The organism is Sphingobacterium bambusae (assembly GCF_033955345.1).
In the GTDB taxonomy this organism is placed as follows: Bacteria; Bacteroidota; Bacteroidia; order Sphingobacteriales; family Sphingobacteriaceae; genus Sphingobacterium; species Sphingobacterium bambusae.
Map to the genome: position 1 here is coordinate 1,750,111 of NZ_CP138332.1, position 23,791 is coordinate 1,773,901.

24 protein-coding genes are annotated in these 23,791 nt (G+C 44.8%); 17 read left to right on the forward strand and 7 right to left on the reverse strand.

Going from position 1 to position 23,791, the window contains the following annotated elements:
* Nucleotides 1-2: 2 nt before the first annotated feature.
* Both SCB77_RS07480 and SCB77_RS07485 read right to left on the reverse strand, forming a co-directional pair.
* Nucleotides 3-428: a hypothetical protein gene (locus SCB77_RS07480; RefSeq protein WP_320185805.1), complete on the reverse strand. Its 426-nt coding sequence runs from the start codon at nucleotides 426-428 to the stop codon at nucleotides 3-5.
* Nucleotides 429-506: 78 nt separating this feature from the next.
* Nucleotides 507-1,088, reverse strand: coding sequence for a hypothetical protein (locus SCB77_RS07485; protein ID WP_320185806.1), 582 nt, complete (start codon nucleotides 1,086-1,088; stop codon nucleotides 507-509).
* A gap of 596 nt (nucleotides 1,089-1,684) precedes the next feature.
* Here SCB77_RS07485 and SCB77_RS07490 point away from each other — a divergent pair.
* From SCB77_RS07490 to SCB77_RS07510, 5 genes are all read left to right on the forward strand, one after another.
* Nucleotides 1,685-4,069: an ABC transporter permease gene (locus tag SCB77_RS07490; RefSeq protein ID WP_320185807.1), complete on the forward strand. Its 2,385-nt coding sequence runs from the start codon at nucleotides 1,685-1,687 to the stop codon at nucleotides 4,067-4,069.
* A gap of 69 nt (nucleotides 4,070-4,138) precedes the next feature.
* Nucleotides 4,139-5,218 carry a hypothetical protein gene (locus SCB77_RS07495; protein WP_320185808.1) on the forward strand — a complete coding sequence of 360 codons (1,080 nt, stop codon included), beginning with the start codon at nucleotides 4,139-4,141 and terminating at the stop codon, nucleotides 5,216-5,218.
* A gap of 51 nt (nucleotides 5,219-5,269) precedes the next feature.
* Nucleotides 5,270-7,660 carry an ABC transporter permease gene (locus SCB77_RS07500; RefSeq protein ID WP_320185809.1) on the forward strand — a complete coding sequence of 797 codons (2,391 nt, stop codon included), beginning with the start codon at nucleotides 5,270-5,272 and terminating at the stop codon, nucleotides 7,658-7,660.
* 51 nt (nucleotides 7,661-7,711) lie between these two features.
* Complete coding sequence (locus SCB77_RS07505; RefSeq protein WP_320185810.1) at nucleotides 7,712-8,377, forward strand: ABC transporter ATP-binding protein; 666 nt, start codon at nucleotides 7,712-7,714, stop codon at nucleotides 8,375-8,377.
* 186 nt (nucleotides 8,378-8,563) lie between these two features.
* Nucleotides 8,564-9,412: a transglutaminase-like domain-containing protein gene (locus SCB77_RS07510; protein ID WP_320185811.1), complete on the forward strand. Its 849-nt coding sequence runs from the start codon at nucleotides 8,564-8,566 to the stop codon at nucleotides 9,410-9,412.
* Here SCB77_RS07510 and SCB77_RS07515 read toward each other — a convergent pair.
* Entirely contained in the window at nucleotides 9,396-10,454 is a 1,059-nt protein-coding gene (locus SCB77_RS07515) for a hypothetical protein (protein WP_320185812.1), read from the reverse strand. The two genes, SCB77_RS07510 and SCB77_RS07515, sit on opposite strands and share 17 nt — an antisense overlap.
* A gap of 172 nt (nucleotides 10,455-10,626) precedes the next feature.
* Here SCB77_RS07515 and SCB77_RS07520 point away from each other — a divergent pair, with 172 nt between their 5' ends.
* The 12 genes from SCB77_RS07520 to SCB77_RS07575 all read left to right on the forward strand — a co-directional run bounded on the left by SCB77_RS07520 (nucleotide 10,627) and on the right by SCB77_RS07575 (nucleotide 20,442).
* A complete protein-coding gene (locus SCB77_RS07520) occupies nucleotides 10,627-11,289 on the forward strand; it encodes an epoxyqueuosine reductase QueH (protein WP_320185813.1) in 663 nt (220 codons plus the stop codon).
* A 55-nt stretch (nucleotides 11,290-11,344) separates the two neighbouring features.
* A complete protein-coding gene (locus SCB77_RS07525) occupies nucleotides 11,345-11,893 on the forward strand; it encodes a YceD family protein (RefSeq protein ID WP_320185814.1) in 549 nt (182 codons plus the stop codon).
* A gap of 14 nt (nucleotides 11,894-11,907) precedes the next feature.
* The gene (gene rpmF, locus SCB77_RS07530; RefSeq protein ID WP_320185815.1) at nucleotides 11,908-12,099 is read left to right on the forward strand and encodes a 50S ribosomal protein L32; all 192 of its coding nucleotides are present in this window, start codon (nucleotides 11,908-11,910) and stop codon (nucleotides 12,097-12,099) included.
* Nucleotides 12,100-12,204: 105 nt separating this feature from the next.
* Nucleotides 12,205-13,143, forward strand: a complete 939-nt coding sequence (plsX, locus tag SCB77_RS07535) for a phosphate acyltransferase PlsX (protein WP_320185816.1) — start codon at nucleotides 12,205-12,207, stop codon at nucleotides 13,141-13,143.
* A gap of 6 nt (nucleotides 13,144-13,149) precedes the next feature.
* Nucleotides 13,150-14,148 carry a beta-ketoacyl-ACP synthase III gene (locus SCB77_RS07540; protein ID WP_320185817.1) on the forward strand — a complete coding sequence of 333 codons (999 nt, stop codon included), beginning with the start codon at nucleotides 13,150-13,152 and terminating at the stop codon, nucleotides 14,146-14,148.
* 59 nt (nucleotides 14,149-14,207) lie between these two features.
* Nucleotides 14,208-14,690, forward strand: coding sequence for an acetyl-CoA carboxylase biotin carboxyl carrier protein (accB, locus tag SCB77_RS07545; protein ID WP_320185818.1), 483 nt, complete (start codon nucleotides 14,208-14,210; stop codon nucleotides 14,688-14,690).
* 67 nt (nucleotides 14,691-14,757) lie between these two features.
* On the forward strand, nucleotides 14,758-16,116 hold the full coding sequence (gene accC, locus SCB77_RS07550) for an acetyl-CoA carboxylase biotin carboxylase subunit (protein ID WP_320185819.1): 1,359 nt from the start codon (nucleotides 14,758-14,760) through the stop codon (nucleotides 16,114-16,116).
* An 85-nt stretch (nucleotides 16,117-16,201) separates the two neighbouring features.
* Nucleotides 16,202-17,071 (forward strand): twin-arginine translocase subunit TatC, encoded by an 870-nt coding sequence (gene tatC, locus SCB77_RS07555; RefSeq protein WP_320185820.1) that lies wholly within the window; start codon nucleotides 16,202-16,204, stop codon nucleotides 17,069-17,071.
* Nucleotides 17,072-17,078: 7 nt separating this feature from the next.
* Nucleotides 17,079-17,516 (forward strand): ribose 5-phosphate isomerase B, encoded by a 438-nt coding sequence (gene rpiB / locus SCB77_RS07560; RefSeq protein ID WP_189625143.1) that lies wholly within the window; start codon nucleotides 17,079-17,081, stop codon nucleotides 17,514-17,516.
* Between the two features lie 12 nt (nucleotides 17,517-17,528).
* Complete coding sequence (locus SCB77_RS07565; protein WP_320185821.1) at nucleotides 17,529-19,091, forward strand: M28 family peptidase; 1,563 nt, start codon at nucleotides 17,529-17,531, stop codon at nucleotides 19,089-19,091.
* 162 nt (nucleotides 19,092-19,253) lie between these two features.
* Nucleotides 19,254-20,171, forward strand: coding sequence for a J domain-containing protein (locus tag SCB77_RS07570; protein WP_320185822.1), 918 nt, complete (start codon nucleotides 19,254-19,256; stop codon nucleotides 20,169-20,171).
* A gap of 4 nt (nucleotides 20,172-20,175) precedes the next feature.
* On the forward strand, nucleotides 20,176-20,442 hold the full coding sequence (locus tag SCB77_RS07575; protein ID WP_320185823.1) for a chaperone modulator CbpM: 267 nt from the start codon (nucleotides 20,176-20,178) through the stop codon (nucleotides 20,440-20,442).
* A gap of 85 nt (nucleotides 20,443-20,527) precedes the next feature.
* On the opposite strand, the gene SCB77_RS07580 is transcribed toward SCB77_RS07575, so the two are convergent.
* The 4 genes from SCB77_RS07580 to arfB form a co-directional block, all read right to left on the reverse strand.
* A complete protein-coding gene (locus SCB77_RS07580; protein ID WP_320185824.1) occupies nucleotides 20,528-21,346 on the reverse strand; it encodes a hypothetical protein in 819 nt (272 codons plus the stop codon).
* Nucleotides 21,347-21,451: 105 nt separating this feature from the next.
* Entirely contained in the window at nucleotides 21,452-22,699 is a 1,248-nt protein-coding gene (locus SCB77_RS07585) for a M56 family metallopeptidase (RefSeq protein ID WP_320185825.1), read from the reverse strand.
* 30 nt (nucleotides 22,700-22,729) lie between these two features.
* Nucleotides 22,730-23,098 carry a BlaI/MecI/CopY family transcriptional regulator gene (locus SCB77_RS07590; protein ID WP_320185826.1) on the reverse strand — a complete coding sequence of 123 codons (369 nt, stop codon included), beginning with the start codon at nucleotides 23,096-23,098 and terminating at the stop codon, nucleotides 22,730-22,732.
* 138 nt (nucleotides 23,099-23,236) lie between these two features.
* Nucleotides 23,237-23,647, reverse strand: coding sequence for an alternative ribosome rescue aminoacyl-tRNA hydrolase ArfB (gene arfB / locus SCB77_RS07595; RefSeq protein ID WP_320185827.1), 411 nt, complete (start codon nucleotides 23,645-23,647; stop codon nucleotides 23,237-23,239).
* Between the last annotated feature and the right edge of the window lie 144 nt (nucleotides 23,648-23,791).

Here is a 23,791-nt window from a genome sequence, read left to right on the forward strand (position 1 = left end):
ATTTACGTTTCGGACTCCTTCGTTAAAGGGACGAGTCCGAAACGTTTTACACAAAGCAAAAAGCAAAGTGCTAAGATCGTTCCCGCAACACCATAATAGGCGTCAACCACATCCGGCGTATTCAGTATAGGTACCCAAAGCTCATAAACAAAATTACAGCCGATCAACAACATCCCGCAAACAACTAGAAATCTAGTGGGGATACCTATCAAGATCCACATAAAACCTATTCCGCCCAACATCAGGTAGCTGATAGAAAAATTGGATACATGAAGATAGAAATCAGGCCAGTGTTCCACAATAACAGCGGGGCGTAGCGACATTGTCTTACGACCAAAAAATAAAAGCATAACCAGCACGAGCAACACAATATAGGCGATCGCCGCCGGAAGCTTAGGTGCATACTTCAGCACATTCATCTTTTCCATAATTACAGATCTAACATATCGATGCAACAAAGATAAAAATACATCGAAAATTACTCTTCTCGACATCAATCCAACAAGCTAAACCACATAACAGCTTACAACCGAGCTGTAAGTTATCGTGGGGTTACTGCTCGTGTAGGCCACGCGAAACTCATGTTGCTCCAAAGACTGCAATCCGCTGATTTCACAGGAAGACTTCGTGGTGAACAGGATGTTCCACAACACATCGCCCACCTTTCGGTATTCAAAACGACATCCAGTGGCTTTCTTCCACACGTCCACCCGACAGCGCACGCATCCTGGCCGTTGCATCTGAACCTGCACGCGTAAGTTGTGTGGCTTGGGCGCTGCACCAATTGTTGCATAAGGCTTATTGGTCGCGAAGCCTGCCGATAGAATAATCCAAGGATCACCTTGGGCCACCTGTGCTATATACAAAGACAACCGGTACAGCTGTTCCTTGTGGATACGCAACAACTGATTTTTGATAGCCACACAGCGCATATCACGAAATTGTGCTTCGGCCATAGCGCGTGACAGCCGGTGCAAAGTGCCTTTCAACACCGATAACGGAGGTTCACAATCCGGAAAAAGAGATACATTCTCCTCCATACGCGCAACTACATTGTTTGCATAACGCAGGAAATTCGCTTCCCGCATTTTCTTAAATTTTAAAACAGGTTTTATCATAACCATACTTATTTAATACAGGGTGCACCACGCATCGCTTCTACAAAGCTAAACACACGTAACAGAAGAAAGGGTATCAAATTACGCCAATCTTTTCGGCTTCGGTCGAAATTTTTGGCGTAATTTGATACCCTTTTCCAAAAGATCACAATTGAAAAAGCGGCTTTACGACATGAAAAAGCACCTTTCCACTATGTTTTATTTCTTTTCACTATGCAGTTGACGCATTTCCCATAAGTTTTGCCTTTTTACCCATATCATTTGTCTGCTTTCTATGGGTTGACAGCAAGCTTCACAACCGCATCAACACATCTCCTACAGGAAATATCTCATTTTCATGCAGAAGTCAAACAGATGCATATTGAAAGGCAGCATTCCCTCTGGAAAAAGAAATCGATGCCCTCGCTTTTTGTTAGAGGTTGTCCGCAGACGAACGCCTACTGTTCGATATCGAACAGTTCAAAACCGAAACAACAAACACAAAACACTGAAAACAAGCAACATAAAACAATGGCGCAGCGCTTGCACGCTACTTAACAACCAACATTTACTAAACGAACAGGTGTATGAACAGTATATCCATAGCATGGCGCAATATTCGAAAAAACAGGGGATTCTCACTATTGAATCTCAGTGGGTTGATCATAGGCATTACCTCTTTTCTGTTACTAGCTGCGTATATCCTACATGAGCTGAGTTACGATAACTTCTTACCCAATGCAGAGCGAATAGCCTACGTCTCCTATGCCTACAAGTCTGCTGATGACAACGAATTTATCCAAGCTTCCACCACCCCCACGGCCGTTGCGCCGACGCTTGAAAAGGAATTTGCCGAGGTGGAAACCGCTGTCCGTATCTATCCCTACAATAGCGAAGGTTTAGTAAAAAAAGGAAACCAAGAAATTAAGGAAACACAGTTCCGGTTTGCCGATGAAGCTTTTTTTCAAGTAGCCGACTATCCGTTCTTGCAGGGCGATAGCAAGACAGCCCTTGCCGAGCCCTACCAAATCGTGCTGACGCAAGCCTACGCCGACAAATACTTCCCCAACCAAGATGCCCTAGGGCAAATTCTGCAAATCGATGGGCAGCCTTGGAAAGTAAGTGGCGTAGTCCCCAACCCTCCATCCTACACGCAACTTCCCTTTGCGGCCATACTGTCGAATAAACACCTGACGCGCTACCAAGAACCTGTATGGCACAGTGCCAACGACATCACCTTGGTATTGCTGAAGGATAAAAAAGCTATTCCCGCCCTAGAGAGCAAGAGCAATGCTTATATAAAAACAATCTTTGCCGACGTTTTTGAAAGCGGAGCCGCCTTAGAACTGAAAATAGAACCTATTACAGATATCCACCTACATTCCCAGATCGGTAGCGGAAACCTGCTATATGTCTATATATTTGCCGGTCTAGCCATAGGCATCATCCTGATAACAGGCGTCAACTTCGCCAATCTATCGCTGGCCCGATCCACGGAGCGTGCTAAAGAAATTGGCGTCAAGAAGGTGTTGGGAGCCAGCCGCACCAACTTATTCTTTCATTTCCTAATCGAATGTGGTCTTTTGGTACTTATCGCGTTCGCCATTTCGCTATGCCTAGCCCATGTGTTACTGCCATTTTTTGCGCAATATCTGGGAACGTCCATCGCACTCGATATCAGCTCCAGCAATATGCTGTTCCTTGCTATCCCTATTTTCGCATTGACCTTAGCCTTGCTCGCCGGAAGCTGGCCGGCCTTAGTGATTTCCGCATTCAAGCCTATACAAAGTTTAAAAGGCACCACAAAAGCAAATAAAGGCGGTTTTGCATTGGGAAATGTACTTATCGTCATCCAATTCACCATCTCTACGCTCTTTATTATCGCGACCTTGGTAACAGCGCAACAACTGCACTATATACAAACCAAAAATACCGGATTGGACCGCTCCCAGATTGTTGTACTTGATGGGGAACTGCTCACCGATAGCGAAAGGACAACCTTAAAAAACAAACTCCTTGCTCAACCATCTGTCAAGGGATTCACCGCATCATATGATTCCCCAGTGAACATACAGGGTGGATACAACATCGGCTATGTGGAAGGGAAAAAGGCAGACTTTCAAATGAGTGTCACCGCCATCCCGATCGAAAAAGATTTCGTTCCGGTTTTCGAAATTCCCGTGCTAGCCGGAGAAAACCTGAACGACGGCGATATCGCACGTGCACGCGATACCAGCAATGCACGCAGCTACAGCTTTATCGTGAATGAACAACTGGTTAAGTCATTGCAATGGACGCCACAGGAGGCCGTTGGCAAACAAATCAATTTAAATGGCCGCCTAGGACGCATTAAGACCGTGGTACAGGATTTTAATTTCGCATCCTTACGTGAAGACATCAAGCCTGTGGTTCTTTTCCCGGAATATAACTACTTTGGAAACATCTATGTAAAGGTTGCTTCGGGGAGCAATATGCAGCAGTCCATCGGCGATATTCAATCGGTATGGAAAGAGGTAAAACCACAGGCTCCTTTCAACTACCACTTTCTGGATGACGACTTTGCCAACCTCTACCAACTGGAAAGGCAAACCAGCCGCACCATGTTGCTCTTCTCGTTCATCACCATCGGCATTGCCTGCTTAGGTCTTTTTGCGCTCGCCGCTTTCCAAGCGCAGCAACGCATCAAAGAAATTGGCATCCGTAAAGTATTGGGCGCATCGACGGGTAAAATCGTGATGCTACTGACGGCTGATTTTGTGAAGCTGGTGATCATCGCTTTTCTATTGGCAGCGCCACTAGGCTACTGGATCATGCAGAACTGGTTGCATAATTTTGCCTTTCGGATATCGGTAGCATGGTGGACGATCCTGATCGCGGGCATCTTGGCGGTGTTCGTAAGCCTGATTACCATTAGCGGGCGTGCCTTCCGTGCGGCACGCACCAACCCGATCAACAGCCTGCGCGACGAATAACATATTTTCATCAGTAAACACGATGACATATTTTAAAACATATCATATTATCCATAATAACCAACCAACATGAAAAATATAGCAGTAGCAGCATTTCTATTTTTGGCCATGAGCACCTGCGCGTTGGCGCAAACCGTAAGTAAAAAGATATTTACTTGGGAGGCCAGTGACGACAACGGCAAAACGAAGCTCACCGTAAAAGGCGATGTAAACATCGGCGACGATGACCAGCATATCGAATCGCTCTCCAAAAATGGATCCATCAGCTTTGAGCAAAAGTCCAATAAATTGGAGATTACCACGGCATCGGATGGCACACTGATCTATCGCATCAACAGAAAAGAAAAGAATACGCTGGACGCCAATGATGAAAAACTCCTAAAAAATGCGCTGGAGATGATGATCAGCCGCGGTATGAATGCCGAAGCGCGCACAAAACGTATCTATGCGAAAAAAGGAACGGCAGGTGTGCTCAACGAGCTTCCCAAACTGCATGGCGACTATGCCCGTCAAAAATACCTCTCTACACTATTGACACTCGGTATTAGTAAGCCTGAAATGACGAGCATCCTAGAAAGCAGCAGCAGCTACCTATCTAGCGACTACTACGTTGCCGAGCTCTTGTCTGACGTAATGAAAAACTATCTATTGGAAGACGCCACCTCCAAGGCTTACCTAAACCTCGTTGCCAACATGAAGTCGGATTACTACCAACATACGACATTACAGAAGTTGATGAAAAACGAACTCAATAGTGAGCAAACAGCATCCGTCGTCGGGATTATCAAAGCGATGAAATCAGACTACTACCAATCCGAAGTGTACAAAGACCTGTTAAAGCAGGAATCGTTTGGCGGTGTAGCCTTTAACGAAACCTTGGATCTTGTCTTTGCTATGAAAAGCGATTATTACAAAACCGAAATCATCAAAAACATGATCAAAAGATCGCTGACGGAAGCGGATTGGACACGCCTCATCGGCTATGCCAACAAAATAGGCTCCGACTATTACCAGTCCGAGCTGCTACTGAACATTGCCGAAAAAATGCCCGACAACGAAAACTTGAAAAAAATCCTGTTTGAAGCGGCCAAAGGAATAAAATCGGAACATTACTACGGGAAGCTAATGCGGAAAATTGCAGCATCATAGCCCAAAAGAATAGAACAAGTATTTCGGTAGACTATATTATGTAAGAACAGTATGGCAAATAGCTTCTTTACGTTATTTTGGAGAAATTTATGGAAGAACAAGTTTTTTTCTTTGATAAACATCACAGGGCTGGCTTTAGGCTTTGCGGGCTTCATACTTTCTTATCAATACATCAATAAGGAAACCAACTACGATCGTTGGAACAAAAATATAGATAACATCTATTTGGTGGGACTTCGTTTGGCAGGTAACTATACAGACCAAACTCCTTCCGCATTGGCCAGTGCCATTCAGGCTAACTTCCCAGAAGTGATGCGTGCAGGCCGTAAGATAAACTATTTCTACGGAGACTATCCTATTTTTGGCGAAGAAACCATATACGTAAAGAAGGCAATTGCCATCGACTCTGCCGCCGCCCGCATTTTCGATATTGAACCGCAAGAAGGAGCCTTGTACAAATCTGCAGAGCAGCAGGAAGCGACAATGGTGACGGCCGACTTAGCAAAAAGGCTATTTCCGCAAGAGCAGTCATTTGGAGAACCCAAAAAGGTGCCTGTTTTGGCACTGAACATGGGCATGGAAGAAACAATCTATGGGATCAGTAAATACAAAGGTCCCTCCATTCTTGATTTTGACTTGCTATTTATCCGAGAAATGGGCGGCGAACAAGATCTATTCACCTACCAAACGTTTATTCAGGTCAGGCCTGGCACTGATCTTCCTTTATTGGAATCTAAGATCAACCGTTTGTTTCAGGAGAAGATCTCGAAACACGCGGACAACACTGCTTCAACTTTTTCCAACGGATCAATATACCTAGATCCATTGGCCAACCTACACCTACGTCCTCGGCACGGATCCAACAGTGCCTACCTTGGCATTTGGGTATTGGGTGTGTTATCGATATTAATTTTGGCATTGGCGGCAGCTAACTTCACCAATCTGATGTTAGCACAAGCAGACAAAAGGGCAAAGGAAATCGCGTTAAAAAAAGTTTTTGGAAACAACCGTTTCCGTGTTGCTTGTGAATTCCTATTTGAAGTATTCTTGCAATGCCTGCTTGCCGTTTCAATCGCATTGCTGTTGTTGGCTTTTTGCGGTAACATTCTGCAGAGCAAGTACAATGATGATCTAAGCAAACAGATCTTCCATAGCACAACATACCTACAGCTCAGCCTTGCCTTGGTATCGACCTGCTTGCTATCCGGCCTCTATCCTGCATTTATCCTGTCGGGCTACAAGCCCGCTCGTATGCTCAAAGGCGCCTTGATCTATGACCCGAAACGATCCCCGCTAAGAAACGGATTATTGGCTTTCCAGTTTGTCATCGCCATCGTATTTCTTGTAGGCGTTTTTACGGTGCAAAATCAAATAGATTACATGCGTCATGCGGAGAAAGGGTTTGAGCCTGGACAGGTTATCAGCTTCAAAAGTGTAGGCCTCTATTATGATGGAAAACTGAATGGTACTTTTCAAGATTTCAAAAACCGATTAGCACAGAAACCCAGCATTGCCTCTGTCGCTGCGGCCAGCAATGTACCGGGAGGAGCCGAAGCGCCTCCAAAAAAACAATTTACCCATATAGATGGAAAAGCAGAGATGGATCATATCGCCGTCGACGTCAACTACTTCGAGACACTACAGATACAGAGGATACAAGGTTCGACGGCACTTTCTCCAGAACAACTTTTGGCCGACAGCAGCAAGCACTATGCCGTCGTTAATGAAACAGCTGTTAAACAGCTGGGCATGGCAAATCCGATCGGTGCAAAGGTTAGTGGATGCAAAACAGACTTTACCATAGTAGCCGTGGTTGCCGATATGAAAGCCTACGGCTTTGAGCGTCACATCGCCCCATCGCTATATTCATTTAAAGACGAATGCGGCCCCGGCCATCTAAAGATAACCTTACTGGTTAAAGCAAGAGCTGGAAAAAATGAAGAAGCTATTAAAGCCGTAGAAGAAGAATGGGAAAAAAATCCGAATGCGGAGGCTCTTCCCTTGGATTATAACTTCATGGATCAACAGTACAACCTGCTGCATGCGAGACAGGAACGCTTGGGACAAGCGCTATACGGATTTTCCATACTATCGCTTATTATTGCCTTAATGGGCCTGTTTAGCATATCCGCTTTCCAAATCAATGCTCGCCAAAAGGAAATGAGTATCCGTAAAATATTGGGAGCAAGTGCCACAACACTTTTTGTTCAGTTGAACGGCGGGTTTCTCCGGATTATTGGTATTTCTATGCTCATAGCCACTCCAATAAGTTATCTGCTTTTGTATCTTTGGTTAGCTAATTTTGCATACAAAGAACCGATAAACAGCTGGATCTTCATTTGGATCGGAGGCCTTTTTACTTTGATGTCGGCACTCACCATCTCCTTCCAATCGATAAAGGCAGCACGATCAAAACCTATCGATAGCTTGCGCGATGAATAGCGGTGGGCGACGGTAAAATATATTGACATACTTAAAAATAGATTTTAAACGATGATAAAACTAGAAAACATATTTAAATGGTATAATGTCGGCGGGACACGCTCCTTTATTTTGAAGGACATTAACCTCCACATTGAGGAGGGCGACTTTGTTTCCATCATGGGCCCGTCGGGGTCGGGTAAGTCGACCCTGCTGAATGTTATAGGCCTTCTTGATGAACCCAATGAAGGCAAATATTACTTTATGGACGAAGATGTGCTGGCCATGAAAGCCAAGAAGCGTACGGCGCTCTTTCAATCGCACATGGGCTATGTTTTTCAATCGTACCACTTGATCGACGAATTGACGGTATATGAGAATATCGAAACGCCATTGATATACAAAGATCTGTCAGGCAAAGAGCGGAAAGCGATCGTTGCCGATATGCTCGACCGCTTCGGTATTGTTGGGAAGAAAGACCTTTTCCCAGCGCAGTTATCGGGCGGGCAGCAGCAAATCGTCGGTATTGCGCGTGCTTTGGCGGCTTCGCCCAAACTGTTACTTGCCGATGAGCCCACCGGAAATCTGAACTCCAAGCAGGGCGAAGAGGTGATGCAGCTGTTCAAACAGCTCAACGAAGATGGCGTGACCATCATTCAGGTAACGCACTCGGAGAAAAATGCCGAGTATGGCAAACGCATCATCAATATGCTGGATGGACAGCTGAAGCTTGACTAAGCTAAAGCAGGACAATAAACGAGCGGGAAACGCTATAAACAGCAGTGCGGAACGACGGATATCTGTCGTTCCGCACTGCTGCTTATTAAAGCTAACCTCCACTTTAATCCCATCACTTGGCCATTATCCTGCTTAAATCTGCGGACACACTTTCCATTCCTCCGAAAAATTAGTAAATTCGTTTTGATGAAGGAACAGGAATTAAAAGCATTAATTTCCCTGTTGGACGATCCCGATACGGAAATATACCAAGCACTCGAAGATAAGCTGATCACCTGCGGTCCAGAGGTGATTCCCCTACTGGAACAATCTTGGGAAGAATCTTTTGATGTGCTGCTGCAAAGCCGCGTCGAGCAGATCATCCACAAGATACAGTTTAACGAGGTACAGAACGACCTGCAGCTATGGAAATTAAGCAATCAGGAAGACTTGTTGGAAGGTCTGCTGATCGTCAATCGTTACCAATACCCCAACCTCGGCGAGGAGGAGGTATATACGAAATTGGCAGAACTGAAACGCAGCGCTTGGTACCACCTGATGTATGACATGAGCCCTGTAGAGAAGGTCAAGCTTCTTAATAACATACTGTTCCGCGAATTTGGCCTGTCGGGCAATACCTCGGACTACCACGCCCCACAAAACTCCTTTATCAATAAGGTATTTGAAACAAAAAAGGGAAATCCAATATCGCTGGCCTGCATATATACCCTTGTAGCGCAACGATTGGATATACCGATTTATGGGGTAAACCTGCCCAAGCATTTTGTATTGGCCTATATGAAGGAAGAAAATCCAGAGGAAGTGCTGTTCTACATCAATGTGTTCAACCGCGGACAGATCATGCGGGAAGATGATATCCGCTCCTTTTTACAGCAGCTGAACCTACCGGCAAGTGACGATTACATCAAGCCCTGCAGCAACTTGGCCATCATCAAAAGAGTACTTCGCAACCTGATTGCCGCCTACGATCATATCGACAATATCGAAAAACGACAGGAGGTGCAACTGCTGCTTGACCTTATTGACCAGGCGTAGGATAAACGCGGGCATCCAACGCCAAGCCGACGGGTATTTGTGTGCCGGTGCTTGCTTCCTGATCTGGCGCAACATTGCCATCATCATCAATACGGAAACGGAAAACGGCGAGTGCCGAGCGATCGGCTACATAGAGGTAGACACCCGTTTCACGCGGGTCGATCACTACATCCACTGGCACTCGCAATTTGGTAGCTGCGCCCGTAATGATCCGGGTTGGTGTTATAGTAGTCCCTTCTTGATCAATCAGCGAGGAGAAATTATCGAAAATTAAGATACGTCCTGAGCCCACGCTACCATCACCAAATTCGGCTACGGCAAGCACATTCTTTACGGTATCATACGATATGCCGCGTAGGTTGCGGGCATCAGCTATCTGAAGGACACGTGTTGGTTCGAAATTCCTTATAGTCGAATCCGACTCTGGAACAGCCACTGTTGCTATATTATTAAAAACATTGATCCCAGGTCCACTTCCCAAGCGCGAGGTAAACAGGCAATTATTTGCATAAGCCGCCCCCCACATTTGCTGAGCAGGTGTGCGCAAACGCTTTACAGGCTGCACATGCCCACGCCTACTTTTAGGCGTATTCACCACATAAATGCCCGCATTGGCACCCGATCCATTCACGATAAACAGGCGATTGGTGGCTTCGTGGTAAGCCAATCCACGCACGGCACTATAGGTTCTGTTCCCCATAGCTGTCAGATTCTGAAGCACGCCATTCGTCGCGCCAACACTCATACTATACACCGCAGTATCATTGATACCATTCAAGTTTGCACTCGCTTGAAAAAGGGCTTCTAGCCGAGGATGGAAATAAATAGGGCCACCGCCTTTTGCTTGAGAAACATGTTTCAATGTAAAGTTGAATTCCGAAGAATCTGCCGGATAGATGGTACGCATATTCGTATCTGGAACACCTAGGTTGGAGGTATTATACTGTTCAAAAGAAACATATAAGCGGGTAAATTTTCGCATCTCCAGATTAGGCTCTGCATCGTTCCGTTCGCAGGCATAAAAGCCGATAAGCAGTGCCATCGCACAGCAGACCTTAATTAATAGAGCGCTTTTCCACATAAATTACACGATTATAATGTTACAAAAATATAAAAATAAACGGCTAGATAGGTCGCTTCCTGCCATTAACAGCTGTTAAGTTTTGTAAAATCTTTAGGTTTTCCGTAAAATTGCAGGGTAATTACGAGGAAATATGAGCGACAAGGAATTCAAAAGAGAGAAACTAGCCCTTCCTAAGGAAGGCAAGAAGCTACTGTTGCACTCTTGCTGTGCGCCCTGTGCGGGCGAGGTAATGGAAGCGCTTATCGCGTCGGATATTGATTTTACGATCTATTTCTACAACCCCAACATACATCCACGTAAAGAATACGACTTGCGCAAGGAAGAGAATATACGCTTTGCTGAAAAACACAATATCCCGTTTATCGATGCCGATTACGATGTGGATCATTGGTTTGACTTGGCCAAGGGCATGGAGCAGGAACCCGAGCGGGGCATCCGTTGCACGATGTGCTTTGACATGCGTTTCGAGAAAACGGCCGAGTATGCTGCGGCTCATGGCTTCGACGTCATATCCAGCTCCTTGGGAATCTCTCGCTGGAAAAACATGGAGCAAATCAATGACTGTGGCCTTCGCGCGGCATCGCGACATCCCGACATGGAATACTGGACGTTCAACTGGCGCAAGAAAGGCGGATCTGCACGCATGTTAGAAGTCAGCAAGAAAGAGAAGTTCTACATGCAGGAATACTGTGGCTGTGCCTACTCCCTGCGCGACACCAACAAATGGCGTATGGCAAATGGGCGGCCGAAGATCGAGTTGGGTAAATATTACTATGGAGACGAAGAGCAATAATTTTGCAAAAAAAGTTTCCTTTTTAACAAATTAATAATTAATTTTGCAGGCTCAAATGCAGGTTTCGAAATATCTAAAACAGTATAGAATTCCGTTTTCCGGTCTTGCAGCAGGAAAACATGAGTTTGATTTTGAGATTGACGATAAGTTCTTTGATTGTTATGAACATAGCCTTGTAAAAAAAGGAAAATTGAAAGCAGACGTAGAGTTGCAGAAGCAGGAGAATATGCTGGTTGTCAACTTTCACATCTACGGCATGATTCAGCTGAGCTGCGATGTATGCCTAGCCGACTTTGATGCTCCCTTAGATTTTCAAGAGCGTGCTCTGGTAAAGTTCACCGATGAAGATTGGGAAAGCAATACCGATGAAGTATTGGTATTATCCAAAACCGATTACGAATTGGATATTGCAGCGTTACTTTACGAATACATCAACGTCCGCGTACCCTACTACAGTAAATGTACAGAGCAGGGTGTAAATTTGAGCTGTGACCCCGAGATGTTGGCCAAAATAAATGTGGACAGCGAGGAAGAACAGGAAGATAATACAGAAGAAAAGATAGACCCCCGTTGGGATATATTAAAGAATATTAAAAATAACTAAAACAGAAATACGAGATGGCACATCCAAAGCGTAAAACTTCGAAATCCAGAAGAGATAAAAGAAGAACACATTATAAGGCAGAAAGACCTACGTTAACCGTATGCAAAGAAACTGGAGCGGTACACACTCCACACCGTGCTTACACAGTAGATGGTAATTTATACTACAACGGTAAGTTAATTATTGACAACACTGCTACTGTCTAACGACATCATTCAAAGAGATTAAACATCCCAAATAGGTGTAAAATTTGATTTTTATACTTTAATTTGGGATGTTTTTGCGTATTATTGATTTAAAAATAATAACGGATGAAGATTGGTTTAGACGTTTTAGGTGGCGATTATGCCCCCAACTCTACGATAACTGGTGCTATCGAGGCCCAGCAATTATTGCAAGATGATCAACGTCTTGTTCTTATCGGCGATCAAAACGACGCCGTCGAGCGATTAAAACAGGCTGGAGCAAATCCAGATGATTTTGACTACATACATGCTCCTGATACCATTGGTATGCACGAGCACCCTACGAAGGCCATCAGCCAAAAGCCCAATTCAAGTATCGCGAAAGGTTTTGAGCTGCTGAAAAATGGAGAGATCGATTCGTTCTCCTCGGCGGGCAATACCGGAGCCATGTTGGTTGGTGCTATGTTCAGTGTAAAAACAATCCCCGGGGTGTTGCGCCCCGCCATAGCGACAAACGTTCCTAAGATCAAAAGCGGTTATGGCATCCTGTTGGATGTGGGAGCCAATGCAGACTGTAAACCCGAAATGTTGAACCAGTTTGCCCTATTGGGCAGCTTATATGCACAACATGTGTATGGCTTGACAGATCCAAAAGTGGGCTTATTGAACATTGGTGAAGAAGAAGAAAAAGGAAATAACTTAACAATATCCACCTACCCCCTATTAAAAGAAAACACCAAGATCAATTTCATAGGCAACGCGGAAGGTCGTGATCTATTCACGGATCTCGCTGACGTTTACGTGTGCGACGGCTTTACGGGCAACGTGGTCTTGAAATTGGCCGAGTCTTTTTATGTGGTTACCTTGAAAAAGGGAATGAAGGATGATTTTTTTGACAGGTTCAACTACGAACGATATGGAGGCAGCCCCATTCTGGGTGTCAACGCTCCCGTTATCATCGGACATGGGATATCTACCCCTGAAGCTATCAAAAACATGGTTTTACTTTCAAAGGACATGATCGAATCCAAATTTATCGACAAGATCAGGTCTGCTTTCAACTAATTTTATATGTCTAAAATACATGCTGCTATTACAGCAGTGAACGGCTATGTGCCCGACTACATCTTGAGCAATCAGGAATTGGAAACCATGGTTGACACGAACGACGAGTGGATTGTTTCGCGCACGGGCATCAAAGAGCGCAGGATTCTTAAAGGCGAAGGAAAAGCCACGTCTGATCTTGCTGTTCCGGCTGTAGAGGGTTTGCTGAAGAAAAGAGGGATTACCGCCAACGACATTGAGCTCATTATTTTTTGCACCAGCACGCCGGACATGCTATTCCCGGCCACGGCAAATATCCTTGCGGAGAAAATAGGGGCAAAAAAAGCTTGGGGCTACGACTTGCAGGCAGCCTGTTCAGGCTTTTTATTTGGCTTGACAACAGCGGCGCAATTCATCGAATCGGGAAAACACAAGAAGGTATTGGTAGTGGGTGCCGACAAGATGTCGTCGGTAGTCAACTATGAAGACCGCAACACCTGTATCCTCTTTGGTGATGGCTGTGGATGTGTGCTATTGGAGCCGAACGACGAAGGCAACGGACTTATTGATGCCGTGCTGAAGACAGATGGCGCCGGAGGCCCTTTCTTGAACATAAAAGGTGGTGGGTCGCTGAACCCTGCTACCCATCAAACGGTTGATGCGGGGCTACACTATGCTTACCAAGAAGGTCGCACCGTGTTTAAATTTGCGGTAACCAATATGGCGGATGTTGCTGTTGAGGTAATGGAACGCAACAAGCTTACTTCCGACGACATCAGTTACCTTGTACCCCACCAGGCAAACAGGCGCATTATAGACGCTACCGCTGAACGTGCTGGTTTACCCGAAGAAAAAGTGATGGTGAATATCCACAAATATGGGAATACTACCAGTGGAACCATCCCGCTATGTCTTTGGGAATGGGAAGACAAACTAAAAAAAGGCGATAATTTGATTCTTGCTGCCTTCGGCGGAGGCTTCACTTGGGGTTCCATTTACCTGAAGTGGGCTTACACAAAATCATAATATTTGCTTAACTTTAACAATTCATCGAAAGAAATTTATACATAAAACCTACTAGAAATATGAGTATGGATATCAAACAAATTCAAGATCTGATCAAATTCGTTTCCAAATCAGGCGTGAATGAAGTCGCTATCGAAGAAAAGGACTTTAAAATTACCATAAAGACGAATCAAGAGCCGACTTATGTAACGGCTACGGTTCCAAGTCCGGTAGCATTACCAGCGGTAGCTCCAGTTGCCGCAGCAGCTCCAGTAGCGGCTACACCTTCTACTCCGGTGGCCACAGCAACAGAAGCGTCGAATCTGATCACTATCAAGTCGCCGATGATCGGTACTTTCTACCGCGCTGCGGGACCAGAAAAACCGTTGTTTGCCAATGTGGGTGATGAAATTGCTCCAGGTAAAGTATTATGTATTGTGGAAGCAATGAAACTTTTCAACGAAATCGAATCCGAAGTTTCCGGTAAGATCGTGAAAATCCTAGTAAATGATGCACAGCCTGTAGAATACGACCAACCTTTATTCTTGGTTGATCCTAGCTAATTGCGTTTTCTTTAAGAAAGCCCAATTCATCGCGAATATTCGCATACAGTAACAACGTTATTTATCTATGTTTAAAAAAATATTAATAGCCAATAGAGGAGAGATAGCCCTTCGTATCATTCGTACTTGTCGCGAAATGGGCATTAAGAGTGTAGCGGTATATTCCACTGCCGACCGAGACAGCTTACATGTGCGTTTTGCCGATGAAGCGGTTTGTATTGGTCCTCCTGCCAGTAAAGATTCGTATTTAAACATCCCTAATATTATTTCGGCGGCCGAGTTAACGAACGCGGACGCTATCCACCCAGGGTACGGATTCTTATCCGAGAATGCTAAATTTTCGGCCATTTGCGCGGAATATGGCATCAAGTTTATCGGTGCTACTGCCGATCAAATCGAGAAAATGGGCGATAAAGCATCGGCCAAAGACACGATGAAGAAAGCAGGTGTACCTACCGTTCCTGGATCGGCAGGCCTTATTCCTGATGTAAAAACAGGTATCAAGCTCGCTGGAGAAATCGGCTACCCTGTCATCATCAAAGCCACTGCAGGTGGTGGTGGACGTGGTATGCGTATCATCTGGAAAGACGAAGAGTTTGAACCAAACTGGGATTCGGCACGTCAAGAAGCGGCAGCGGCCTTTGGCAACGACGGTATCTATTTGGAGAAATTCGTGGAAGAGCCACGCCATATCGAGATCCAAGTAATTGGTGACCAATACGGCAAGGTGTGTCACCTTTCCGAGCGCGATTGTTCCATCCAACGTCGTCACCAGAAATTGGTCGAAGAAGCTCCTTCGCCGTTCATCACGCCCGAGTTGCGCGCCAAAATGGGTGAAGCGGCCATCAAGGGTGCCCAAGCGGTAAACTATGAAGGTGCCGGAACCATCGAATTTTTGGTGGACAAACATCGCAACTTCTACTTCATGGAGATGAACACCCGTATTCAGGTAGAGCACCCAGTGACGGAAGAAGTGATCAACTTCGATTTGATCAAAGAACAAATTAAAGTTGCCGCAGGTATTCCGATATCCGGAAAAAGCTACGAGCCAACGATGCACGCCATCGAGTGCCGTATCAATGCCGAGGATCCGTTCAATAACTTCCGTCCATCACCAGGAAAAATCACGAACTTTCATTCACCGGGCGGACATGGGGTGCGCGTTGATACGCACGTATATGCGGGGTATACCATTCCACCAAACTATGACTCCATGATTGCGAAGCTGATCACGGTGGCGCAAACACGCGAAGAAGCGATTAACACGATGGAGCGTGCCCTGAGCGAATTTGTGATTGAAGGTATCAAAACTACCATTCCTTTGCATCTACGCTTAATGCGCGACCCGAACTTCAGAGCGGGCAATTTTACGACCAAATTCATGGAGACTTTCGACTTGACGGAATACCCTGAAGATGAAATTTAATAAAATTTCTTTTACATAGTTTTAAAATACCATTCTTATCAATAAGAATGGTATTTTTGTTTCTATCCGCATTTAAAAATTTACGATGTCGAAGTCTAACGATCTAATTAAAGCAATAAAAGATAAAGGGAAAAATCTAGAGGCAGAAATGTCTTTCTTTGACCATCTTGAGGTTCTCAGATGGCATATCATCCGCTCCGTTATCGCGATAGCGGTGTTTGCTATCCTTTCTTTCACTTTTTACGATTTTGTTTTCAACGACATCATCATGGGCCCCAAAAATTTGGATTTTTGGACCTACCGGATGATGTGTAAAGTTGGTGATCTGCTGAGCCTCGACGGCTTCTGTGTAGAGAAAATACCGTTCAATATTATCAATACCGAGCTGGCAGGGCAGTTCATGCTACAGATCAACTCCTGTTTGCTGATGGCCTTGGCTCTTGGGTTCCCCTACCTCTTGTTTGAAGTATGGCTGTTTATCAAACCCGCCTTAACAGATATTGAACGTAAATCGGCACAAGGATTTGTCATTTACGCATCCATCCTATTCATCTTAGGAGCACTATTTGGCTATTACATCGTGGTACCGCTTTCGGTCAACTTCTTGGCCAATGTTTCTTTAAGTGAAGAAATCACCAACCAGATCACGATCGACTCTTACCTGTCGACAATCGCCACACTAACCTTGGGCTGTGGTGTTGTATTTTTGCTGCCCATCCTAATCTTCATTCTTTCGAAAATAGGCTTGATGACACCGGAATTCATGCGCGCAAGTCGCCGCTATGCTACCGTCATCATCTTAATTATAGCGGCGATTATCACGCCTACGGCAGACGTGATCACCTTGTTGACCGTAAGTGCGCCGATGTTCCTACTCTATGAATTGAGTATTATGGTATCGGCGAATGTCAAAAAGAAAAAGCTACAAGCGGAAAAAGAATTTTATAAAAAATAACCATAACATGTCAAAGAAAATTGCAATAGGAAGTGATCATGCTGGATTTGAATACAAAACAGCCTTAGTAGAATTTCTAAAAGCGGAGGGCTTTGAGGTAGAAGACTTCGGGCCAGCTACGGGCGACTCTGTGGACTATCCAGATTTTGCACACCCAGTGGCATCGAGTGTGGAAGACGGAAATAATGAGCTTGGTGTATTAATCTGCGGAAGCGCAAATGGCGTAGCCATCACGGCCAACAAGCACCAAGGCATACGTGCAGCTATCGCTTGGCAAAACGAGATTGCCGCCTTGGCACGTCAACACAACAATGCCAATGTGATTTGTATACCCGCACGTTTCATAGACATTGCCCTTGCGAAAAAAATCGTGAATACGTTTGTGACGACTGATTTCGAAGGCGGAAGACATGCCACCCGTGTAAATAAAATCGCTTGTAGCTAAACTTAAGATAAGATGTTTAAAAACTGGATCAAGGCCATCGCATTAGTACCTGCCATATACAGCTGTGCTATTGCGCAAGACCCCGTACAGGTCAAATATGCTAATCTACTCACGCAAGAATCGGCAAAGACACACCTTACCTTGCTAGCATCGCCAGCTTTTGAAGGCCGTGGCACAGGACAAAAAGGAGGCGAGAAAACGGTTCAATATATAGCTGAACAGTTTAAATCTTTTGGCTTAAGGGCTCCGGTTCAAGGCAGCTACTTCCAACCTTTAAAACTTGTTCGCTCTTCGTATAAGGTGCAGCAATTTGCCATCGATGGAAAAGCCTATACCAACGGGAAGGATCTTTTCGTGCAGGGTGATAACAAAGAGAATGTCTTTGATGCTTCTGAAATCGTATTTGTTGGATACGGCATTCAAGATGCCAAACACAATGATCTAGCCGGGCTGGATATTCGGGGAAAGATCGTCTTGCTGATCAACGAAGGTGAACCACTAGATGAGAAAGGCAACTCCCGCATTACCGGAACGGACAAACCCTCAGAGTGGGCTAGCAGCCGCTTCAAACGTTTACAAGAGCTGGCCAAGGCGCAGCCGAAAATGATCTTAGCCACCAGCAGCACCGTGGCACAGATGATTTCGCGATTCAGCGATCGATTGACGGCAGGTAGATTTATGCTCGACAATGCTAAGGCTGCCAACGAGGGAACACAAAGCCCTCCAGTCGTTAACATCACGCTGGATATCGCCAACAGCATCTTGGCAAAGAAGCAAACAACAATTGATCAACAAAAGAAGAAACCCAGTAGCTTCGCCATTCCGATAACCGTAAAGGCAAAAATGGGGATAACGCAAGAACACTTTGCCGATCCGAATGTTTTGGGACTTCTAGAAGGTACCGACTTGAAAGATGAAATCGTCGTTATTTCTGGTCACCATGACCATGATGGCATTACAGCCGATGGAACGATCTTTCCGGGCGCAGACGATAACGGCTCGGGAACAACAGGTGTCTTGGAATTGGCTCGCGTTTTCGCGCAGGCAAAAAAAGATGGCAAAGGACCACGTAGAAGCATTCTTTTCATTGCCTTCGCGGCAGAAGAGAAAGGGCTTCTGGGCTCACAGTTCTATTCCGAAAACCCGGTGTTTCCATTGGCCAACACCGTCACCTGTTTGAATATGGATATGATTGGTCGCATCGATGATAAGCACCTAAACGGAAACCACGATTACCTCCATATTATCGGATCGGATAAGTTGAGTTCAGAGCTGTATGCCATCAACAAAAAGGCGAATGAGCAATACACGAAAATGGAGCTGGATTATATGTATGACGATCCGAAAGATCCTATGCGGATTTGCTACCGTTCGGATCAATATAACTTCGCCAAGCACAACATCCCGGTGACCTTTTATTTCTCGGGACTGCATCCGCACTACCACACGCCAGAAGACACGGTCGATAAGATCGACTTCCCAATGATGGTCAAACGCGAGAAATTGGTCTTCCATGCGGCTTGGGACATTGCAAATCGTGATAAACGCCTTGCTGTGGACAGCAACAAAGAATAATCAAGCTTGACAGCTTTGGATGTTGCGCCGTAATATAGGTGGGCTTTCCACCGCAAAAAATCCCATCTCTGCGAGGTGGGATTTTTTTTGCGGATCGGTGCCGGCACTTTCGTGCGAACAATATGCCTGATCGATTGTTTTATGCCTATACAACATATATTTATGGCATTTGTAGATTATTACAAGGTATTGGGACTGGACAAAGGCGCATCGGCAGATGACATCAAAAAGGCCTACCGGAAGCTGGCACGAAAGTATCACCCGGACATGAACCCCAATGACGAGGCTGCCAAGCAAAAATTTCAGGAAATCAATGAGGCCAATGAGGTGCTAACCGACTCCGAGAAGCGTAAGAAATACGATCAATATGGAGAAAACTGGAAACATGGCGAAGCCTATGAACAAGCCTCACGTCAACAGCGCAGTCAACAAAGCGGACAAACAACGGGTAATCCTTTTGAGGGTTTTGACTTCGATGGATACAATGGTAATTACGACACTGGCGAGTTTTCCGATTTCTTCGAACAGATGTTTGGAAGTCGTTCTGGTGGTGGGCGGCAAGCTAAATTTAGAGGCAACGACTACAACTCGGTGTTGGAGCTGACCTTACAGCAAGCCTACAACACCCATCAGCAGACCTTCACGGTGAATGGCAAGAACATACGTATCACTATTCCTGCAGGTGTAGAAAGCGGGCAGAAAATAAGGCTCAAAGGCCAAGGTGCCGACGGCATAAACGGAGGACCCGCGGGCGATCTATTTATCCAATTTGATATCAAAACAGATCCGCAGGTTCAGCGTCAAGGCAACGATCTCTATAAGACACAGGAGGTAGACCTTTACACCATGCTGCTCGGTGGTGAGCTACTGGTCGAGACCTTCGCTGGCAAGATCAAAGTGAAGGTGAAACCAGAAACACAGAACGGCAGCAGGATAAGGCTCAAAGGAAGAGGATTTCCGGTATACAAAAAAGAAAATGAGTTCGGCGATCTATTTATCAGCCTGCAAGTAAAGCTGCCAACGGATTTGTCGACGGAAGAAATAGCCCTCTTCCAACAACTGGCTAACAAAAGAAAATAAAACTATGGAACGTACTTGGATAAAGATATACGATGTATGCAGCTCTCATCAAATAGAAATTCAATTTGTGCGCGAGCTTTCCGCTAGCGGTTTGATCGAACTGATCACTGAGGAGGAGATAGAGTTCATTGATGAAGAGCAGCTCATCTTACTGGAACAATTTGCAAACTGGCATTATGAGCTGGAGCTTAACATACAGGGTATCGAGGTGGCGCGACACTTGTTGGCCAAGATAGAGTATCTGCAACGTGAGCTTGACCTCCTGAAGTAACGTTTGGTGAGATGTTGGCGATAAACATCCCACCAAACGGAACAAGAGGCTGATGAGAAACTAAATGTAGTTTACGCCGCCGCCACTACTCTGCTATATAAAGCGTATCCGTATGTAGCAACTGATCGCGTTCATTCCGGTATTCCAAGGCGTAACTATTTGGACAAAGAGCCAGCGACAACGAATCGGGATCTTTCCTTGTCAAGATCTTCGCGTACGAAATGCCACGACTATTTTCATACAGTGTATACATTTGCAGGTAGACAATTTTTTTCTTCTTTGTCAGCTCCTGCCTAATTTTAAATGTCAGATTGACCTTATCCTCGTGACAGTCGGTGATTTGCCAAAAATTACGGAAGCCTTCATCCAGCTGCAACTCTTGGGCATTGATCTCCGCTAGGTAGTTCAGCATCTTAAATCCGTCGTTCGCATGTTTGTCCTTATCGACATAATAAACCATACTCATCAACTTGTGATGCGCACTGGGGATCACCACATGCCGAACGACGAGGAAATCCAGTTCAAAGTCTTTATAAAAGTAAAAGCGCTGCTTTCCCTGAAATTTCTCGTAGTGGCTGTAATCAAAGCCTCCACGCCGATGTTGCAACACGGCAAGATGATAGTTCAGCCTATTCTTTGGCTTGGCCGTAAAGAGCACACGCACTGCCCTGCCCTTCAAGCCAAGCCGCTTAAAAATATCCCGATCTTTGGGATAAAGACTATCAAGGCGCACTCCATAATTGCCATTGTAGGCCAAGTAGTCCATGTAGAGCCACACATTGGCCTGCTGAGTCAAATTGAAATACTCGTCTACACCATCTATAAAGTGGCCATTTTTTGCAAAAGGATAATTCTTGCAGGATACCAAGCCCAAAAAGGCTAAGAAGAAAAACAAAACTTTCATAACAATACTAGCCGTATGATCTCTACCAATTGACAACGGGGCAGGCGATTGAAACATGTACAACATGACATAAAATTGTGTCGCCAGCCCCTTACGCTTGGTACCTTACCCTTTCTTGTCTTCCTCTAAATTTAAAGTAATAGGAAGCGTGTACGCTACCCGAACCTTTCTACCATTTTGGATTCCAGGTGCCCACTTAGCGGCCTTACGCAAAAGATCTAAGGCGGCTTCCCCTGTTCCATATCCCAAATCCTTAATTACTTCGAAATTACTGAGTGTACCGTCGGCCTCCACAATAAAGGAGACCACCATTTGTCCTTTCAATGCAGCGTCGACGGCTTCCTGCGGATAGCTATAATTGTCACCAATCCACTTCCTGAAGTTGGCAAGTCCTCCTACCGGCTCTGGATTTACCTCTGTGGCCGTAAAGACCTTTTGCTTTTCTGCATCTTCCTTCATCTTAGTACCGGTAGTATCTGGCTCAGCTGTGATAACCGCCGTGTATTCCACCTTATTTTCAATATCACGCACCAAACTTTTGGCTTTGCTACTGTTGAACACCAAAGTGGACAAAAGCGTCAAGCCCAATACCGGTGCTATGGAGAGGTACAGAAATTTGTATTTATTTTGTGTTTTTTCTTTAAATAACATGGCAATTCGATTTTTTAAAAATGATTTTTCGGAAAACTCATGTAAAAAATGGCTTCGTTCCACCTGCATTGCTTGTGCTACCAAGAGCTCCGCATAGGCGACTCGATCTACCGAGCTCTGCTCATCCGCAATACATTCATGCTGAAATTTGAGTTCTTTAAGGTAGAGTCGCAGTACCGGATTGAACCAGTTGAACACCCGAACCAACTCGACAAAAACGAGATCATAACTATGTCCCTGTGCAACATGTATCTGCTCGTGCGCTGCTATAACTTGATTTTCCGACACCTGATCCGCCAATACGACAGTTCTGAAAAAAGCAAAGCTAAACGTGCTGTTGCCCGACCGTAACAGAACGAGCACCCGCGAACAGCGGAAACATAACCACAGCAAGGCCAAGCCCGCTCCTATCCAATAAACGATCTGCAAGATATCCTGCATGGATGCTGCTCGATCTGCCTGTTCTGCCAGCAACATCTCCTCGCCTAGGAATAAATTCAGATCAATATTGGGAAGCGTTTCTTCCGCAATCAAGCCCCGAGGCATATCGATAAATAGCCCAATGGGAATCAACAGCGATACGATAACCGCCCCCAATAGATAGATTCTATTCAGCTGAAAGAAGGTGAGCTTTTTCAAAAAGATGCTGTACAAGGCGTAGCATAACAGCAAACTGACGTTCACGAGAATAAGATAGACCATAATAATGATGTTTATAAAGGTGGTTAAGCCTTATCTATTTTTATTGATGATTTGCATAATTTCGTCCAGTTCCTTAACATCCATCTTCTTCTCTTCCAAGAAGAAAGACAACATGCTTTTAGCGGAATTGTCGAAATAGTTATGCAGCAGTTTTCCAGTGATTAATTTCTTATATTCTTCCTTACTGATCTTCGGCAAATAGCGATGGCTTCTGCCAAATGATTCATGCGCCACGAAACCCTTGGTTTCGAGGATGCGAATAATGGTTGATACTGTATTGTATGCCGGCTTCGGATCAGGCAAGTGTGCAATCACATCTTTCACAAATCCCCCTCCCATCTCCCACAGCTCTTGCATGATCTGCTCTTCGGCTTTTGTAAGTTCTTTTAATTCGTCCATGACTCTATGTATTAAAGTAGACAATATTGCCCATAATCGATTATAAATCAAATTTAAAACTAAAAGATTAGTTTTACAACTATATTTTTAGTTTATAAATTATAAAAATACAAATAGCTGTTTTACAGCAAGATAAAATCAATCGAAATCAATCCTACCACGTAAAGACTTCTTTTGTGCATTCTTTTTCTTTCTATCCAAGCGATCTAGGACCTTCGATTTGGGTATTTTCGTTGCGATACGTTTTTTATCGACTTTGAGTGCATTTTCCACTAAGGTTAGGAAACGCTGTGTGACCAGCTCCTTATTTTTCACCTGGCTGCGGGTGTCGGAAGCATCTAGCTGCAAGACTCCTTCTTTGTTAAGTCTATTGGCCAACTTAGTAGCCAGCTGTGCACGTTGATGAGACGTGATAGATGGGGATGTCAAGAGGTTCCAGTACAAGGAAACTTTGGATTCCACTTTATTAACATGTTGCCCACCGGCGCCGCCCGAGCGCGAGGTGCTAAAAACAACTTCTTTCAACAATAATGTATGATCAATAGTCATCAGCTTTGCTAGAAAATGAACAAATGAATTATTGCAAAACAATTATAAAACCATCCTTATATTTACGCGGTTAATTAACTGCAAATGCATTACATAATATACACATTTTGTCGGTCATATTCGTTTCGCATTGATGATTTTTCA